Origin of the sequence: Sutcliffiella sp. NPDC057660, from assembly GCF_042800035.1 — a bacterium.
In the GTDB taxonomy this organism is placed as follows: Bacteria; Bacillota; Bacilli; order Bacillales; family Bacillaceae_I; genus Sutcliffiella_A.
This window is the reverse complement of record NZ_JBHVHV010000010.1, coordinates 47,555-63,713: the sequence shown is the minus strand read 5'-3', so window position 1 is coordinate 63,713 and position 16,159 is coordinate 47,555. Positions and strand designations below refer to the sequence as shown.

Sequence of the window (16,159 nt, the reverse complement as noted above, 5' to 3'; positions counted from 1 at the left end):
CACAGAAAAAGTATGAATTTTACAGGGATTCCTAAAAAATCTGTCGACAAATCTTTATTTTTGCTACATAAGCCCTTTACATCTACTTGAAATTTCATGATAATAATTACAATATATTTTTATTTATAAACATTAGAGTAATCTGTCTATAATGAATAAGACTTGGAACGGAACAAGTTTTCAAATACTTCATACAAATAAGAGAAAGTCAAAAAGGTGAGTAGAAATATGGCAAATGAGCAAGTGTTAACTGCAGACCAGGTGATAGATAATGCGAGGCGCTATTTAAAGAGCGAGGACATCGCATTTTTAGAAAAGGCTTATGAGTTTGCTAAAAATGCTCATGCAGAACAGTATCGTAAATCAGGTGAGCCTTATATTATCCATCCGATACAGGTCGCAGGCATCCTTGTCGACCTTGACCTAGATCCATCTACCATTGCGGCTGGGTTTCTTCATGATGTTGTCGAAGATACAGCCATCACATTGGATGAGATAAAGGAAGCATTCAATGCAGAGGTTGCCATGCTGGTGGACGGCGTAACCAAGCTGGGTAAAATCAAATACAAATCCCAGGAAGAGCAGCAGGCCGAAAATCATCGGAAAATGTTCGTCGCCATGGCACAGGACATCCGCGTGATTCTCATTAAGCTGGCAGACCGCCTTCATAATATGCGGACATTAAAGCACCTTCCGCAGGAGAAGCAGCGCCGGATTTCCAATGAAACCTTGGAGATTTTCGCACCGCTTGCTCACCGTCTGGGGATTTCAAAAATAAAATGGGAGCTTGAGGATACTGCCTTACGCTACCTTAACCCCCAGCAATACTACCGCATCGTCAATCTGATGAAGCGCAAGCGTGCCGAGCGTGAGCTGTATATCAAGGAAGTAATGGGAGAAGTGACAGAACGACTCGAGGAAGTGGAAATTGAAGCGGATCTTTCCGGCCGTCCGAAGCATATATACAGCATCTACCGCAAAATGGTCATGCAAAACAAGCAGTTCAGTGAAATCTACGACCTGTTGGCGGTGCGCATCATTGTGAACAGCATCAAGGACTGCTATGCCGTCCTTGGAATCATTCACACATGCTGGAAGCCGATGCCTGGCCGTTTCAAGGATTACATTGCCATGCCTAAACCGAATATGTACCAGTCTCTTCATACGACCGTCATCGGACCTAAAGGGGACCCGCTTGAAGTGCAGATCCGCACATCTGAAATGCATCAGATCGCAGAGTACGGGATTGCTGCGCACTGGGCGTATAAAGAGGATAAGGTGGCAGATGAACGTTCCACTTTAGAAGAAAAGCTTACATGGTTCCGCGAAATTCTGGAGTGGCAGAATGATGCGACCAATGCCGAGGAATTTATGGAATCTCTGAAAATCGATCTTTTCTCCGACATGGTATTTGTGTTTACACCAAAGGGCGATGTTATTGAGCTTCCATCGGGATCGGTTCCAATCGATTTTTCCTATCGCATACACTCGGAGATCGGGAACAAAACGATTGGTGCAAAAGTGAACGGGAAAATGGTCACCCTTGATTATAAATTAAAGACCGGTGACATCATCGAAATTCTGACCTCCAAGCATTCGTATGGTCCGAGCCAGGATTGGCTGAAGCTTGCGCAGACTTCCCAGGCCAAAAACAGGATCCGTCAGTTCTTCAAAAAGCAGCGCCGCGAAGAGAATGTTGAAAAAGGCCGTGATCTGGTCGAAAAAGAAATCAAGAATATGGACTTTGATTTGAAGGAGATCCTTCAATCAGAGAACATTAGCAGAGTAGCTGAAAAGTTCAATTTCATGAACGAAGAGGATATGTTTGCGGCAGTCGGCTATAACGGGATCACCGCCCTGCAGGTGGCCAATCGACTGACAGAAAAGCAGCGCCGCAAACGTGATCAGGAACAGCAGATTACAGATATAACGGAAAATGCCGAGAAGAAAAAGACGGTACCCCAAAAGAAGAAAAAGGATGCTGGTGTCGTCGTTCAAGGCATAGACAGCCTTCTGGTGCGCTTGTCCAAATGCTGTAATCCGGTTCCTGGCGACGAAATCGTCGGTTTCATCACTCGTGGACGCGGGGTATCGGTCCATCGTGCAGATTGTGCAAACGTTGTTGCGGAAACGACCGACCGCATCATTGATGTAGAGTGGGAAGGCGACATGAAAGAAAACCGTGAGTACAATGTGGAAATAGAAATCACAGGGTACGATCGCAGAGGCCTCCTGAATGAGGTGCTGCAGGCGGTCAATGAAACAAAAACGGATATCAACGCCGTCTCAGGCAAATCGGATCGCAATAAAATGGCAAGCATTCATATGGCCATTGCCATCCACAATATCAGCCACCTGCAAAAGGTCGTGGAACGCATCAAGCAGATTCCAGACATCTATGCGGTACGAAGAATAATGCAGTAAGTGAGGGTTTTCCGGTATGAGAGTAGTATTGCAACGAGCGAAACGGGCAGAGGTTCGAGTAGAAGGAAACGTAGTGGGACGCATTGACAAAGGGCTGATGCTGCTTGTAGGCGTGACCCACGAAGATAGCTTGGAGGATGCTGCATTTGTGGCGGACAAAATCGTGAACCTCCGGATTTTTGAAGATGAAAATGATAAGATGAATCTTTCCCTGTTGAACGTAGGTGGAGAGATCCTTTCCGTCTCACAGTTCACCCTGTACGGTGATTGCCGCAAAGGGAGACGTCCAAACTTTATGGACGCCGCCAAGCCAGATCATGCAACGAAGATATATCAAGCATTTAATGGTAAGCTTCGCGAAAAGGGTGTAAAGGTTGAAACCGGCGAGTTTGGTGCCATGATGGAAGTGGATTTCATCAATGATGGTCCTGTGACGCTGATAGTGGAAAGCAAATAATGTAGAATTGATGCCGGTTGCTGCTCAGAAATGAGTGGCAGCTGGCATTTTGTTTTATCCACAGAAAATTCATCACATATAAAAAACAAGCGTTGTTGCCGTAATCCGGCATAACGCTTGTCTTAAAACTATCTATCACGGAAATACTGGGCCAATCCCTGATATATCCCGGTTGCTGCTCTTTCCTGGAAGTCGCTTGATAAAATGGTCAGCTCTTCGCCGCGGTTACTGATATAGCCAAGCTCAAGAAGAAGCGATGGCTGCATATTTTCTCTTAGTACGAGGTAATTCTCCTGTCGAACATTCCGATCACGTAAATTTGTTAGTTGAATTAAAGATTGATGAACATAATCAGCAAGCTGCTGATCGGCGCCGCCATAATAGAACGTTGTCGTCCCTGTTACACTCGGGTCATCAATGCTGTCATAATGGACACTGATGAAAACATCCGCTCCATGATGATTGGCGGTACGGGCTCTGGCGGGCAGGCTTACAAACGAATCGTTCTGCCTAGTCAGGTAGACGGTGGCTCCTGCTGCTTTCAGCTTGTCCTGCAAAAGTCTGGATGTTCTTAGGGTAAGATCCTTTTCATAGGTTCCCTGCACGCCGATGGCACCAACATCTTTTCCACCATGACCTGGATCAATGACAATTACTTTATTCCGTAGATACTGTTCAGACCCCGCTCTTGTGATGGTAGGTGCCTGACCCTTTGTGGTAACGATCCAGCCCGCTACATAGGCAATAGTGCCATCTGATAATTCGATTTGGTACCAATCATTTTCTAATCCTTTAATGGAGAATGTTTCACCCTCATTTGCCCGGTAGACGACTTTCGCAGTTGTATTTGGTTCACTTCTGATGTTCGTTCCGTTATCCAGGATGATGATGCTTCCTTCTCCTGTAAGATTGGCAGGATTGACAGATGGGGATTTTCTCTCCAGAAACCATCCTGCCACCCAGCCTGTATTGCCGTTTGCGTATTCTATTTCACACCAGCTATTCTGTTCACTGATAATCGTGACATCGGTTCCCTGAGAGATCTGATCTACAATTTTTCCGTTGAGATTAGGCTCACTCCGAACATTTAACCCGGAAACGGAAATGGTGGCAGCTGATCTATCCTTCTTCTTGGAAGGGGTGTCTATGTTGCCGTTATGTAGTTCTGCATAATCTGAATGAATCCATCCTGTTTCCCCGTCAAAGGAGATTTGCAGCCAGTCGGATTTTTTGTTTAAGACGTTTACCAGCGTTCCGTTAGCCAGGGTACCGATTACCTTGCTTTGAGTGGTTGGTTCGCTGCGGATGTTCAGTCCATCAGTTGTAACGGTTGCTGTTTGGGAATTGTTTGCATCCTCTTGGTTTTCCTCGTCTGTTGTTTCTTTTTTCTTCTTTTTTGTCTGGATACTAACAAATTCACTGGATACCCAGCCTTCCAATCCGGTTGTGCGGATTTTTACCCAGTTCTCATTCTGGTCCACAAAGCTTACAGAATCTGAGCTTTGAATAAAACCGACCACGTTAAAGCTTGTGCCAGGACCTGAACGGACTCGAAGGTCATCGGTTAACACCTGAACCACATCGGTCGATTCAGAGTTCCTTGAAGGTGAAGATGATTGCTCCTTGTCGGTCACGAGGTAGGAAGCGACCCAGCCCGCTTTGCTGGAAGTAACCTGGATTTTTACCCATTCGCCTTTTGAATCAACGACAGGATAGGTCTCACCCCGCATGACTTTTGAAATGATGAGAGAATTGGCATCCGGCTTTTCCCGGACATTCAGGACATCCGTAGCCACCTCAATTGTCCCAGCAGCCTCGGCGGAAGGGGGGTGGATGGTTGTGAAAATAGTAGAAAAAAGTAAGAGTCCGATAATTGAGATATGTAATTTTTGAAGCAATAGTACAGCCTCCTATTCTAAAGGATAACCTACTTATTTCTGCATCAAGAATAAAAAATCCTCCTTTTAGTGAAATTTTTTTCGAAAAACGGGGAGACTAGTAGTCAGTGTTTATGAAAAAGGGGCGAACATCGATGAAATTTAGTGAGAAGAACAACCATGCTTATGGAAGCAGAGATGTTTTTGGTGTAAGCTTTCACGATTTTATAGAAAAAGAGAAGGATTCCACCTATGTAGAGCTTGCATCGGAGTTTGGTATTACTGTACGTGATGTGAAGGCATTAAAAAAACACCTGAATCGATTTCAATAAATCCTTGACAACTGCTTTTGAATCTATATATACTAGCAAGTATTAAACTTACACTTTTATCAAGAAAAGCTTGCTTGGAAAAAGCAGCTGGTGTAAGACTGGGTTTTACATAATTATAAAATGTTCCAATGATGGAGAACAGTAGTTGGGAATACACATGGAAAGAGAAGAAATGCCCTGGGCTGAAAGCATTTCCCCATGATGACTTAATGAATGAACACTCCTTAGGATTCTCTCTGAAAAAGCATGGTGGTTCTCACCGCTCTACTAGGAGAAGGACGTTGCAGGCGTTAACTGCTATGAGTGGAGGCATGCATTCATCGTTTTTTTGATGAACGTTGCTTCAATTAGGGTGGCACCACGGGAATTCAACTCCCGTCCCTTGTTTAACGATTGTTAAGCAAGGGGCGGGAGTTTTTTGCATTTTAAAAAGGGGTCTGGCCCCATTTGGAAATAAAAGGAGGAACCGGTCATGACGATTCAGATACCGCGTGGTACGCAGGATATTTTGCCTGGTACGGTGGAAAAGTGGCAGTATATTGAGGCGAAGGCGAAGGAGATTTGCCAGCTTTATAATTATAAGGAGATTCGTACTCCGATTTTCGAAAGCACGGAGTTGTTCCTTCGTGGAGTCGGGGAAACGACGGATGTGGTTCAGAAGGAAATGTACACATTCGAGGATCGCGGAGGCAGAAGTCTTACGCTCCGTCCGGAGGGAACGGCATCCACTGTCCGCTCTTATGTGGACAATAAAATGTTCGGGTCCCCGAATCAACCGACAAAGCTTTACTATGTTGGTCCGATGTTCCGCTATGAAAGACCGCAGGCTGGGCGTTTTCGCCAATTTGTCCAGTTCGGAGTGGAGGCATTAGGCAGCAATGACCCTTCCATCGATGCGGAAGTGATCGCTTTGGCAGTGGAACTCTACACGAGCCTCGGACTTAAAAACCTGAAAGTGGTCATCAACAGTCTCGGAGACAAAGAAAGCCGTCAAGCACACCGTGATGCCCTGATCCAGCACTTCCAGCCTCGCATTGACGAGTTCTGTGGAGATTGCCAAGGCCGTTTGGAAAAGAATCCACTTCGCATTCTGGATTGCAAAAAGGACCGTGAACACGAATTGATGGCAACGGCTCCATCCATTCTGGACTATTTGAACGAAGAGTCCAAGGCATATTTTGATAAAGTGGTAGCTTACCTATCTGCGCTTGGCATTCAATATGAAATTGATCCAAATCTTGTACGTGGACTGGATTATTACTACCACACTGCCTTTGAAATCATGAGCACCTCCGAAGGCTTCGGTGCCATTACCACTCTATGTGGGGGAGGCAGATACAACGGTCTGGTCCAGGAGATAGGCGGACCGGAAACGCCGGGAATCGGTTTTGCACTAAGCATTGAACGCCTGATTTCAGCAATGGAAGCGGAAAAGGTGGAATTCCCGATTGAAGAAGCGATAGACTGCTATGTGGTCGCTTTGGGGGAAAAGGCAAAGGAAACAGCGGTAAAGCTTTTGTTTGATTTAAGAAAAGCGGGCATTGTTGCTGAAAAGGACTATCAGGATAAAAAGCTGAAAGCGCAGTTCAAAGCAGCCGATCGTTTAAAATCCAAGTATACGATTGTGTTCGGTGAAGATGAACTTGCAAAAGGAGTTGTTTCCATTAAAGAAATGGAAACAGGTGAACAACAGGAAGTAGCCTATGAAGATGTGGTCACATACCTATCGGAAAAGAAAAGCGGGGAGAGATAAATGATGCAAGCGAGAACTTATTTTTGTGGAGAAGTGCCCGAAACATCCATTGGAGAAGTAATTGAACTGAAAGGGTGGGTGCAGAAGCGCCGTGACCTTGGAGGACTTATATTCCTTGACCTTCGCGACCGTACGGGGGTGGTGCAGATTGTATTCAACCCGGATGTTTCCGCTGAAGCACTTCAAACAGCAGAGAATGTACGTAACGAATATGTACTTTACATCAAAGGGAAAGTGGTTGCCCGTGACGCAGCGACAGTAAACCCCAACTTGAAAACAGGTGCCATTGAAGTTCACGCAGAAGCGATTGAAGTATTGAATGCAGCGAAAACTCCGCCTTTCGTTATTGACAACAAAACAGAGGTAAGTGAGGATATCCGCTTGAAATACCGCTACTTGGATCTTCGCCGCCCGGTCATGTTCGACACGCTGAAAATGCGTCATGACGTAACAAGATCGATTCGCGAGTTTTTGAATGACCAGCAGTTCATGGAAGTGGAAACGCCAATCCTGACAAAAAGCACGCCTGAAGGTGCTCGTGACTATCTAGTGCCAAGCCGTGTTCATCCTGGCGAATTCTATGCATTGCCGCAGTCACCGCAGATCTTCAAACAGCTATTGATGGTTTCCGGTGTGGAGCGCTACTACCAGATCGCCCGCTGCTTCCGAGATGAGGACCTTCGTGCCGACAGACAGCCAGAGTTCACACAAGTCGACATTGAAACATCATTCCTTTCCCAGGAAGAGATTATCGGAATGATGGAAGATATGATGCGAATGGTCATGAAAAATACGAAGGGTGTGGATGTACCGGAAAACTTCCCACGTATCACGTACCAGGATGCGATGGATAGATACGGTTCCGACAAGCCTGATACCCGCTTTGAGATGGAGCTTGTGGACTTGTCCGAGCAAGTGGCAGAATGCGGATTCAAAGTGTTCAGTGCTGCCGTGGCTAACGGAGGACAAGTAAAAGCAATTAATGTAAAAGGTAAGGCCGGAAACTACTCCCGAAAAGACATTGATGCACTGACCGAATTTGTTTCCGTATATGGTGCTAAAGGACTGGCGTGGCTAAAAGTTGAAGTGGATGGGTTAAAAGGACCTATAGCGAAGTTCTTTAATGAAGAGGAGCAAGCGAGCTTCATTCAGACGCTTGGTGCTACAGAAGGTGACTTGCTGTTATTCGTAGCTGACAAGAAATCTGTCGTAGCAGATGCACTAGGGGCACTTCGTATGAAGCTTGGAAAAGAACTCGGCTTAATCGATGAAAGCAAATTCAACTTCCTTTGGGTAACGGATTGGCCGCTTCTCGAGTATGATGAGGAAGCGGGACGCTATTTTGCCGCACATCATCCATTTACGATGCCTGTTCGTGAAGATCTAGCTTTGCTTGAGACCAACCCGGGTGTTGTACGTGCACAAGCTTACGACTTAGTGTTGAACGGATATGAGCTGGGTGGGGGATCCCTCCGTATTTACGAACGCGACATCCAGGAAAAGATGTTTAAAGTGCTTGGTTTTAGTCCTGATGAAGCAAATGAGCAGTTCGGATTCCTGCTTGAAGCATTCGAATATGGCACGCCTCCACATGGCGGAATTGCCCTTGGCCTTGACCGCCTGGTGATGCTGCTTGCCGGCAGAACGAACCTTCGCGACACCATTGCATTCCCGAAAACGGCAAGTGCAAGTGATATCCTGACACAAGCCCCAAGTCCGGTTGCAGGTGGGCAATTGGATGAATTACATTTGTCACTGGCTGTCAAAAAAGAGTAGATTTTCCCATACGGTGAACTCTTGCAAACAAAAAATGCGTGTGTTATGATACTTTCAAGAAGTCGCAAGTCCTGATGTGTTCGTCGTATAACCTATTGTTTTGACCGAACAATAGATTATACGGGAGCTCAGAGTTTTCGTCGCTGCGTACATGCCTCCTAACGCAAGAGGACGTACAAATGCATGAAACAGAGCACCCACCTGCTGTGAGCGGGTTCAAAACGAAGGCATCAAACGACGGCACGATTGGGACTTGCCTACATACGGATTTAAAACCGACATTCCATGTTATGGGGTGTCGGTTTTTTGTTTAAATTGAGAAGTGAAGTAACTATCCTCATGTGGATGAAGCCAGCCCTTGATTGGGTGTATACATGGACTTGTTAGAATGTTAGCTATTTATGTTAGAATGATTAGAGAATTTGTTAGAATTCAGAATCAAATTGTTAGAATGAAATGAAATGTTGTTAGAATGCCCTTCCATATGTCAAAAAATAAGTCTGATTTTCCAAAATACCCACGCTAATTACCTAAAAATACACCTAATTCATCTGATTTCTATATAAAAAAGAACGATCCAGTACAGATCGTTCCACCTTTTATCTATCAGTTGTCATCTCGCTGATTTGCGATATCCTTTTTCTTGCGCCTCGGCTTCTGTATGAAACCATTCAACAGGTGTTGTCCTATTATAGAAAACTCCGCCAGGCATGTGGTAGATGTACTCGCCGCGGGCATTTTTATTCCCTTTTATCAACGGAGCATTTTCATCTGTAACGTCAGTTTTCTCTTCGACCTCTGTTTGTTCCAGTGTAGCAGCAATTGCAGACAAGGTCTGCTTGACTTGAAAGGAGATAGTCTCCTTTGCAATCATTTCTTTATTGGATTTGTTCATCTTAAATAATGTCAAAACTCCGCTGCTGATCACCAAGAGGAATGATAAGGCCTTAAACAATTTTTTCATCACAGACTCCCCGCCTTCAATAAAAATAATTATCAGGTTACTATTCCCTCTATTATAAGGCATTTAAACCTTTTTCGTCATAAAAGAAATTCCTATACGACTACTTGCATTTCCCTTAAAGTATGTTATATTCGATTTCGGGTACAATTCTAAAAAGCCGATAAGTAAAGCTACAAGATATAAATGGAGTTGATAGATATGCTACACCAATTTTCACGAAATGAACTTGCCATAGGTAAAGAAGGTTTGGAAACACTGAAAAACAGCACGGTTGCAGTATTGGGAATCGGGGGAGTCGGCTCATTTTCTGCAGAAGCCCTTGCTCGTTCAGGAGTAGGACGACTTATTCTAGTTGATAAGGATGTTGTCGACATTACGAATGTAAATCGTCAAATCCATGCATTGGTTTCAACTGTTGGACAGCCGAAAGCGGACTTGATGAAGGCGAGGATTGCGGATATCAATCCCGAGTGTGAAGTAATCGCTTTAAAAATGTTTTACACAGATGAAACATATGAAGAGTTTTTCAGCTATGGTCTGGACTATGTGATTGATGCTTCCGATACCATTTCATATAAGATCCATCTGATGAAAGAGTGCTTGAAGCGTAAGATTCCTATTGTTTCCAGTATGGGAGCGGCAAATAAGACGGATCCGACACGTTTTAAAATGGCTGACATTTCCAAGACACACACAGATCCGATTGCAAAAGTAATTCGTACAAGACTGAGAAAAGAGGGAATCCACCGTGGAATCAAAGTGGTATTCTCCGACGAAAGCCCGATCATCATCCGTGAAGAAGTAAGAAAGACCGTTGGTAATGACCAGGCGCAAATTCGCAAGGCAAAAATGCCTCCTTCCTCCAATGCATTTGTTCCTTCTGTAGCAGGACTGATTCTTGGCGGTTATGTCATCAATGATCTTTTGAAAGACATTCACATCCAGCGTGTAGGCGGGAAGCAGTAATAAAAGAAAAGGATGACTGAAGAGCATGAAGCTCCTGCAGTCATCCTTTTTTATTGGTTTTACATTACTTCATTCTGTAGCGCAGTCATCTTTTTCGCACGATCCATGATTTGTACGAGCATTTCATAATCATCATTGATGACGCTTTGCATTTCTTCCAGTTTCTGTATCTGGTCCTCCAACATTGCAATCCTTCTTTTCAACAGGTGATTTTCGTTTTTCAATCGCTCCTGTTCAAGATGAGAGCCTTGTCCGGTTTGCTGTTCCCGCTTCAGGTTTTGCATGAAATAGATACAGTCATCCAAAGTGATGCTTTTTTGTTTTACTGGAAGTGGCTGGTATAAATCGGAATCCTCTTCCTCCTGAAGCTGTGCTTGTAGGGAACTGGGAACACTCCATTGTGCAGTGGGGCTGCTTGGAGCAGGAAGCCATTCCATTTCCAATGGCGGCTTTGTTTTGATCATTTTTTTGCTTTCTGTTGAATCCACCTTTTTCAATTTATCCAATGCCCGTTTGCGTTCCTTTCGTTGCTTTTTGGCAATTGCAACTGCAGGCTCGTATTTTTTGCGGACCTCTGCATTCCACCTGAACCCGCAGGCTGCAGACGTACGGTTCAATTTATCTCCCACCTCTTCAAAAGCTGCTAACTGTGTACCGCCATCTCTTATGTATCTCAATACGGTTTCTGCTAATAATAGATCATCCTCATGGGACCATGCATCCTGTCGAACTTTCATTTCAGACACTCCTTTAAAACGGACGTTTTTTTACCATCATGGACAAAATGTTGGGATAATATACGCACTTATGCAGTTGAGGTAAATGTGCAACTTCCGAATGGATTGGGTATGTAGTATCCAAGGGATGAAAATAAAGGAAAATGTCCTTTTCAGGAGAAATAATAAACTATAGAAATGTTGGGAGGGCTATGAAATGAACAAAGTGGTAGGATTTGAGATCAGCAGCAGGGATCCTGAGTTAACGACAAAGTTTTTTGAGGATGTATTCGGTTGGGAGTTAGGCGAGCCGAATTATGATTATTGGCCGGTTGTGACTGGCAAGGGTGCAAATGTGATGAGTGGTGGAATTGCAAAAGGTCCGGAAGATCATCCACATGGAACGAGGATTAGGATTGAAGTGGATTCGATTGATGAAGCATTGGCCATCGCAAAGGTAAAAGGGGCCGAAGTAGTCAGGGAGAAGATGGAATTTGATACGTTCTATCTTGCCTACCTGAAAGAGCCGACAGGAATTGATATTGGATTGATTGAGCAGAAGTAAAAAGAAATGGCTTGCCGCATATTCAGGCAAGCCATTTCTTATTAGGCTATTTTCCTAAAGAATTTTGTTTTTAATATAGGGCTGGGCTAAGGATAAGGTGTCAACATTAAACACCATGTTGGTCTCCGTGCCAGGTGTTCGCTTATCCTAAGGCTCCCATCCGTCCCCGGGGAATCTTGTATCCGGAGCGGAAATCAACGGGCTTCATTTGATGCTTATATTTTTTCTATTTAACAACAAAGAATGCGAAAACAGCCTTTTATCATTTCTTTTTCGTCTTTAGGTAGATTTGCGCCAGAGCCGCTTCGAATTTACTTGTTTCCTTAGGTTTGTAGTATGATTTGTTCTTCAGTTTGTCAGGCAGATATTGCTGTGCCACCCAACCGCCCGGGTAATCATGGGGATAGAGGTAATCCACTCCACGCCCCAATTTGGCTGCACCCTTATAATGGGCGTCCTTCAGGTGGGCAGGCACTTCTCCGACAAGTCCTTTTCTGATATCGGAAAGTGCCTCATCCAATGCTTTATAGGCCGAGTTGGATTTCGGGGACAGGCAAAGCTCGATGACTGCGTTCGCCAAAGGGATTCTTGCTTCAGGAAAGCCAAGCCTTTCAGCAGCTTCAATCGCTGCGAGAGTCCTTGCTCCTGCCTGTGGATTGGCAAGGCTGATATCTTCATAGGCTATGACGAGTAACCGTCTTGCAATACTAACAAGATCGCCGGCTTCAATCAATCTTCCCAAATAGTGAAGCGCGGCGTCCACATCGCTGCCGCGGATCGATTTCTGGAGGGCTGAAAGGACATCATAATGCCCATCGCCGTCTTTATCATGATAGAAGCTCTTTTTTTGCAAGCATTCTTCTGCGGACTGCAAATCTATCTCAATAATTCCTTCTTCATTTGGAGAAGAAGATAATACTGCAAGTTCGAGCGCATTCAATGCGGAACGAACATCTCCTCCGCAACCATTTGCAAAGTGTTCCATCGCGTCACTGCTTACTTTCACCTTATAGTCGCCAAGTCCTCGGTCGGAATCTTTGAGAGCCTGCACAATGACATCCTTTATTTCCGAAACGGACAAAGGATGCAACTCGAAAATCTGGCACCTGCTTCTGATAGCAGGGTTGATTGCATGATAGGGGTTGCTTGTCGTTGCTCCGATCAGCACGATACTGCCACTCTCCAAATGTGGTAAAAGAAAGTCCTGTTTCGCCTTGTCCAAGCGGTGAACCTCATCCAAAATCAATATGACCTTTCCTGACATTTTCGCTTCCTCTGCAACGATTTCCATATCCTTTTTATTATGGATGACGGCGTTCAACGTTCGAAACGCATATTGTGTGCTGCCGGCGATGGCCGTTGCAATCGATGTCTTTCCTATTCCGGGTGGACCATACAAGATCATCGAGGAGAGGTGTTTAGCCTTTACCATTCTCTGAATGATTTTGCCTTCCCCAACCAAATGCTCCTGACCGACCATTTCCTCTATCGTTCTAGGCCTCATACGAAAAGCCAATGGTTTGCTGCTCATAAAAAACACCTTCCTGCTTGCTTTAGCATCTTTTTCTATTACCCACTCTACCACATATAATGTCATGGTTAGAAATGTAAAACCTCGCATTCTGTGCTATAATGGGATAGATTTTATCAACAAACAAGTATATACAATAATACTTGTTCAAAAAGGAGGATAAAAAGAGCAAAGAAGTTCGAGGAAGCGAAGTCTCGAGCACCGCAGCGTATGGTTTGTATACGTGAGGAGCACAGAGGCAAGCTGACGAAGAAATTTGAAGCTATTTTTACCGGACTTTTTGAACATCCTCTAAAAGAAGGGTAGCGAATATATGCAAGGTGAGCGGAGTATAGGCAGAAGCTTATTTTTGGCGAAATGGTCCATTTATTTTATTGGTTTGTTGATTATGTCATTTGGGATCGTTCTGATGATCCGGGCGGACCTTGGCAGTGCACCATGGGATGTTTTTCATATCGGCCTCTTTTACCAGCTTGGTTTAACCATCGGTACATGGTCAATTATTGTAGGGTTTTTTATTTTGGCCATTTCTTCTTTGATTGTAAAAAGGCTCCCTTCCGTCGGTGCTTTTTTGAATATGCTGATGGTTGGAATATTCATTGATATGTATCTTTTCATTCCATACTTAAAGACACCGAACTCCATTATCGGGCAGCTTTTCATGCTGATTCTGGGTGTATTGGTGATTGGTATCGGTATTGGAGTTTATATTTCTTCCCGTTGCGGAGCCGGTCCAAGAGATAGTCTGATGATTGCTTTGACGGAAAAGACGGGCTTAAAAGTGCAATATATTAGATTAGCGATGGAATTAATAGTATTATGTGTAGGGTGGCTTTTAGGAGGACCCGTGTTTATCGGGACAATTCTTTTCAGCTTCACGATTGGTCCGATTGTTGGATGGACACTTCCTTCCTGCCAGAAAACTACAGATAATATTCTTTATAAAATACAGCACAAAAATGATAATAATTTGACTATGCAATTATAAGGTATTGGAAAGTAAGAATAGGGGTGTAGGGAATGAAGATTTCAACAAAAGGACGTTATGGATTGACCATTATGATCGAGCTAGCGAAAAATGTGGGGGAAGGCCCGTTGTCGTTAAAGACAATCGCTCAAACACATGACCTATCCGAGCACTATCTGGAGCAATTGATTGCACCACTAAGAAATGCAGGTCTTGTAAAAAGTATCCGTGGTGCTTACGGCGGCTATATTTTAGCGGATGAACCCGAGAAAATTACAGCGGGTGACATCATTCGGGTTCTCGAAGGCCCGATCAGTCCCGTGGAAGTGCTAGAGAACGAGGAGCCTGCCAAGCGTGAGCTTTGGATCAGAATTCGTGATGCGGTAAAGGATGTATTGGATAACACGACACTTGACGACCTGGCTAACTATTCCGGTGGAGATCAGGAAGCTTATATGTTTTACATTTAAAGGACAACATTATATAAAGAAAGGAGGCGTGCTCATTGAAAAGAGTCTATTTAGATCATGCTGCAACCTCTCCCATGCATCCGGCTGTTATTGATAGTATGCTTCCGGTAATGAAAGAGGAATTCGGCAATCCGTCGAGTATTCATCAGTTTGGCCGTAAAACGAGGCATTATGTGGATGAAGCGAGGAACATTGCTGCAAGAAGCATCGGTGCGAAGGAAAATGAAATCATTTTTACGAGCGGTGGAACGGAAGCGGATAACCTCGCAATCATAGGTGTGGCTCGAGCAAACAGAAGCAAGGGCAATCATATCATCACCACGTCCATTGAGCATCATGCCGTGCTGCACACTTGTGGACAGCTCGAAAAAGAGGGCTATCAGGTGACTTACCTCCCTGTTGATGAACACGGGCTGGTAGACATACAGGATGTCGCGAAAGCTCTAACAGATGAAACGATCCTTGTGACCATCATGTTTGGAAACAATGAAGTGGGCACAATTCAGCCGATGAAAGAGATCGGGGAGATGCTTCAGGACCATCAGGCTTATTTTCATACCGATGCCGTTCAGGCGTTCGGACTTTATTCAATAGATGTGAATGAGCTAGGGATTGATTTTCTATCCATGTCCAGCCATAAAATCAATGGTCCCAAAGGCGTCGGCTTTTTATACGCCAGAAACGGTACCAGCTTTACTCCATTGACCTATGGAGGGGAGCAGGAACGTAAAAGACGCGCGGGTACGGAGAATGTGGCCGGAATTGTCGGCCTTAAGACTGCCATTGAACTGAGTATGGAGCAGGGTGCGCAGAAAGCGGTCCAGTATCTGGAGTTCAAGCAATCGATGCAGGAAATTTGGGAACAGGAAGATGTGCCGTTCGAAATCAACGGTACGGTTGAACAGTCATTGCCTCATGTCATGAATGTTTATTTTCCAGGAACAAATGTGGAGTCCCTACTTGTGAACCTGGACCTGTCCGGTGTAGCGGTTTCCAGCGGCTCAGCCTGTACGGCTGGCTCAATCGATCCGTCACACGTCCTTGTCGCGATGTTCGGAAAAGACTCAAATCGCATTGCTTCTTCCATCCGCTTCAGCTTCGGCTTAGGCAATACGAAAGAAGATATCATCCATGCTGCCAAGGAAACGGCAAAAGTGGTAAAAAGGTTGACAAGGAAAAAATAAGTTCTTCTTATAAAATCGCTAGACTATTGTGATTTTTTGAGCTTGCTAGCTGTTGATTGAAGCAATAGGCGAAGACTCCTGCGGGAGGTAGCGGTAGGCTGGAGACCCCGCAGGGCGAAACCTGAGGAGGCTCCAGCATCGCCCCTTGGGTCGCTGCGCCTAGTGCGGAAATCAACA

At 44.7% G+C, this 16,159-nt stretch carries 14 protein-coding genes, 1 other RNA gene and 1 other annotated feature; of the genes, 11 read left to right on the top strand and 4 right to left on the bottom strand.

Annotated features, from left to right (window positions below; translation table 11 throughout):
* The first annotated feature begins 228 nt into the window (after window positions 1–228).
* Window positions 229–2,424, top strand: coding sequence for a RelA/SpoT family protein (locus tag ACFVAD_RS12875; protein WP_386640467.1), 2,196 nt, complete (start codon window positions 229–231; stop codon window positions 2,422–2,424).
* 16 nt (window positions 2,425–2,440) lie between these two features.
* Entirely contained in the window at window positions 2,441–2,881 is a 441-nt protein-coding gene (dtd, locus tag ACFVAD_RS12870; protein ID WP_386640463.1) for a D-aminoacyl-tRNA deacylase, read from the top strand.
* 128 nt (window positions 2,882–3,009) lie between these two features.
* Here dtd and ACFVAD_RS12865 read toward each other — a convergent pair whose 3' ends face one another.
* A complete protein-coding gene (locus tag ACFVAD_RS12865) occupies window positions 3,010–4,779 on the bottom strand; it encodes an N-acetylmuramoyl-L-alanine amidase family protein (protein ID WP_386640460.1) in 1,770 nt (589 codons plus the stop codon).
* A gap of 134 nt (window positions 4,780–4,913) precedes the next feature.
* Here ACFVAD_RS12865 and ACFVAD_RS12860 point away from each other — a divergent pair, with 134 nt between their 5' ends.
* From ACFVAD_RS12860 to ssrS, 4 genes are all read left to right on the top strand, one after another.
* Window positions 4,914–5,090, top strand: coding sequence for an RNA polymerase subunit sigma-70 (locus tag ACFVAD_RS12860; RefSeq protein WP_386640457.1), 177 nt, complete (start codon window positions 4,914–4,916; stop codon window positions 5,088–5,090).
* 119 nt (window positions 5,091–5,209) lie between these two features.
* Window positions 5,210–5,476 (top strand) — a binding site (T-box leader).
* Between the two features lie 86 nt (window positions 5,477–5,562).
* Entirely contained in the window at window positions 5,563–6,843 is a 1,281-nt protein-coding gene (gene hisS, locus ACFVAD_RS12855; protein WP_386640454.1) for a histidine--tRNA ligase, read from the top strand.
* Window positions 6,844–6,846: 3 nt separating this feature from the next.
* Window positions 6,847–8,619 carry an aspartate--tRNA ligase gene (gene aspS / locus ACFVAD_RS12850; RefSeq protein ID WP_386640858.1) on the top strand — a complete coding sequence of 591 codons (1,773 nt, stop codon included), beginning with the start codon at window positions 6,847–6,849 and terminating at the stop codon, window positions 8,617–8,619.
* Between the two features lie 65 nt (window positions 8,620–8,684).
* Window positions 8,685–8,876, top strand: a non-coding RNA gene (ssrS, locus tag ACFVAD_RS12845) — 6S RNA.
* A 356-nt stretch (window positions 8,877–9,232) separates the two neighbouring features.
* Here ssrS and ACFVAD_RS12840 read toward each other — a convergent pair.
* Complete coding sequence (locus ACFVAD_RS12840) at window positions 9,233–9,583, bottom strand: sunset domain-containing protein (RefSeq protein ID WP_386640451.1); 351 nt, start codon at window positions 9,581–9,583, stop codon at window positions 9,233–9,235.
* A 198-nt stretch (window positions 9,584–9,781) separates the two neighbouring features.
* Here ACFVAD_RS12840 and ACFVAD_RS12835 point away from each other — a divergent pair, with 198 nt between their 5' ends.
* Window positions 9,782–10,549: a tRNA threonylcarbamoyladenosine dehydratase gene (locus ACFVAD_RS12835; RefSeq protein ID WP_204416055.1), complete on the top strand. Its 768-nt coding sequence runs from the start codon at window positions 9,782–9,784 to the stop codon at window positions 10,547–10,549.
* A 59-nt stretch (window positions 10,550–10,608) separates the two neighbouring features.
* Here ACFVAD_RS12835 and ACFVAD_RS12830 read toward each other — a convergent pair whose 3' ends face one another.
* Entirely contained in the window at window positions 10,609–11,286 is a 678-nt protein-coding gene (locus ACFVAD_RS12830; protein WP_386640448.1) for an RsfA family transcriptional regulator, read from the bottom strand.
* Between the two features lie 196 nt (window positions 11,287–11,482).
* Here ACFVAD_RS12830 and ACFVAD_RS12825 point away from each other — a divergent pair, with 196 nt between their 5' ends.
* Window positions 11,483–11,830 carry a VOC family protein gene (locus tag ACFVAD_RS12825; RefSeq protein ID WP_386640445.1) on the top strand — a complete coding sequence of 116 codons (348 nt, stop codon included), beginning with the start codon at window positions 11,483–11,485 and terminating at the stop codon, window positions 11,828–11,830.
* Window positions 11,831–12,092: 262 nt separating this feature from the next.
* Here ACFVAD_RS12825 and ACFVAD_RS12820 read toward each other — a convergent pair whose 3' ends face one another.
* Window positions 12,093–13,361, bottom strand: a complete 1,269-nt coding sequence (locus ACFVAD_RS12820) for a replication-associated recombination protein A (RefSeq protein WP_386640442.1) — start codon at window positions 13,359–13,361, stop codon at window positions 12,093–12,095.
* Window positions 13,362–13,674: 313 nt separating this feature from the next.
* Between ACFVAD_RS12820 and ACFVAD_RS12815 the strand changes: the two genes are divergently transcribed.
* From ACFVAD_RS12815 to ACFVAD_RS12805, 3 genes are read left to right on the top strand one after another with little or no spacing between them, the layout of a single operon-like run.
* The gene (locus ACFVAD_RS12815) at window positions 13,675–14,349 is read left to right on the top strand and encodes a YczE/YyaS/YitT family protein (protein WP_386640439.1); all 675 of its coding nucleotides are present in this window, start codon (window positions 13,675–13,677) and stop codon (window positions 14,347–14,349) included.
* 32 nt (window positions 14,350–14,381) lie between these two features.
* Complete coding sequence (gene cymR, locus ACFVAD_RS12810) at window positions 14,382–14,798, top strand: cysteine metabolism transcriptional regulator CymR (protein ID WP_386640436.1); 417 nt, start codon at window positions 14,382–14,384, stop codon at window positions 14,796–14,798.
* A 35-nt stretch (window positions 14,799–14,833) separates the two neighbouring features.
* Window positions 14,834–15,982, top strand: a complete 1,149-nt coding sequence (locus tag ACFVAD_RS12805; protein WP_386640434.1) for a cysteine desulfurase family protein — start codon at window positions 14,834–14,836, stop codon at window positions 15,980–15,982.
* Window positions 15,983–16,159: the final 177 nt, after the last annotated feature.

What these genes read in the sequence shown, in the direction of transcription:
- ACFVAD_RS12875 (WP_386640467.1), top strand. Translation starts at nt 229, where the DNA reads ATGGCAAATGAGCAAGTGTTAACTGCAGACCAGGTGATAGATAATGCG.
- dtd (WP_386640463.1), top strand. Translation starts at nt 2,441, where the DNA reads ATGAGAGTAGTATTGCAACGAGCGAAACGGGCAGAGGTTCGAGTAGAA.
- ACFVAD_RS12860 (WP_386640457.1), top strand. Translation starts at nt 4,914, where the DNA reads ATGAAATTTAGTGAGAAGAACAACCATGCTTATGGAAGCAGAGATGTT.
- hisS (WP_386640454.1), top strand. Translation starts at nt 5,563, where the DNA reads ATGACGATTCAGATACCGCGTGGTACGCAGGATATTTTGCCTGGTACG.
- aspS (WP_386640858.1), top strand. Translation starts at nt 6,847, where the DNA reads ATGCAAGCGAGAACTTATTTTTGTGGAGAAGTGCCCGAAACATCCATT.
- ACFVAD_RS12840 (WP_386640451.1), bottom strand. Translation starts at nt 9,583, where the DNA reads ATGAAAAAATTGTTTAAGGCCTTATCATTCCTCTTGGTGATCAGCAGC.
- ACFVAD_RS12835 (WP_204416055.1), top strand. Translation starts at nt 9,782, where the DNA reads ATGCTACACCAATTTTCACGAAATGAACTTGCCATAGGTAAAGAAGGT.
- ACFVAD_RS12830 (WP_386640448.1), bottom strand. Translation starts at nt 11,286, where the DNA reads ATGAAAGTTCGACAGGATGCATGGTCCCATGAGGATGATCTATTATTA.
- ACFVAD_RS12825 (WP_386640445.1), top strand. Translation starts at nt 11,483, where the DNA reads ATGAACAAAGTGGTAGGATTTGAGATCAGCAGCAGGGATCCTGAGTTA.
- ACFVAD_RS12820 (WP_386640442.1), bottom strand. Translation starts at nt 13,361, where the DNA reads ATGAGCAGCAAACCATTGGCTTTTCGTATGAGGCCTAGAACGATAGAG.
- ACFVAD_RS12815 (WP_386640439.1), top strand. Translation starts at nt 13,675, where the DNA reads ATGCAAGGTGAGCGGAGTATAGGCAGAAGCTTATTTTTGGCGAAATGG.
- cymR (WP_386640436.1), top strand. Translation starts at nt 14,382, where the DNA reads ATGAAGATTTCAACAAAAGGACGTTATGGATTGACCATTATGATCGAG.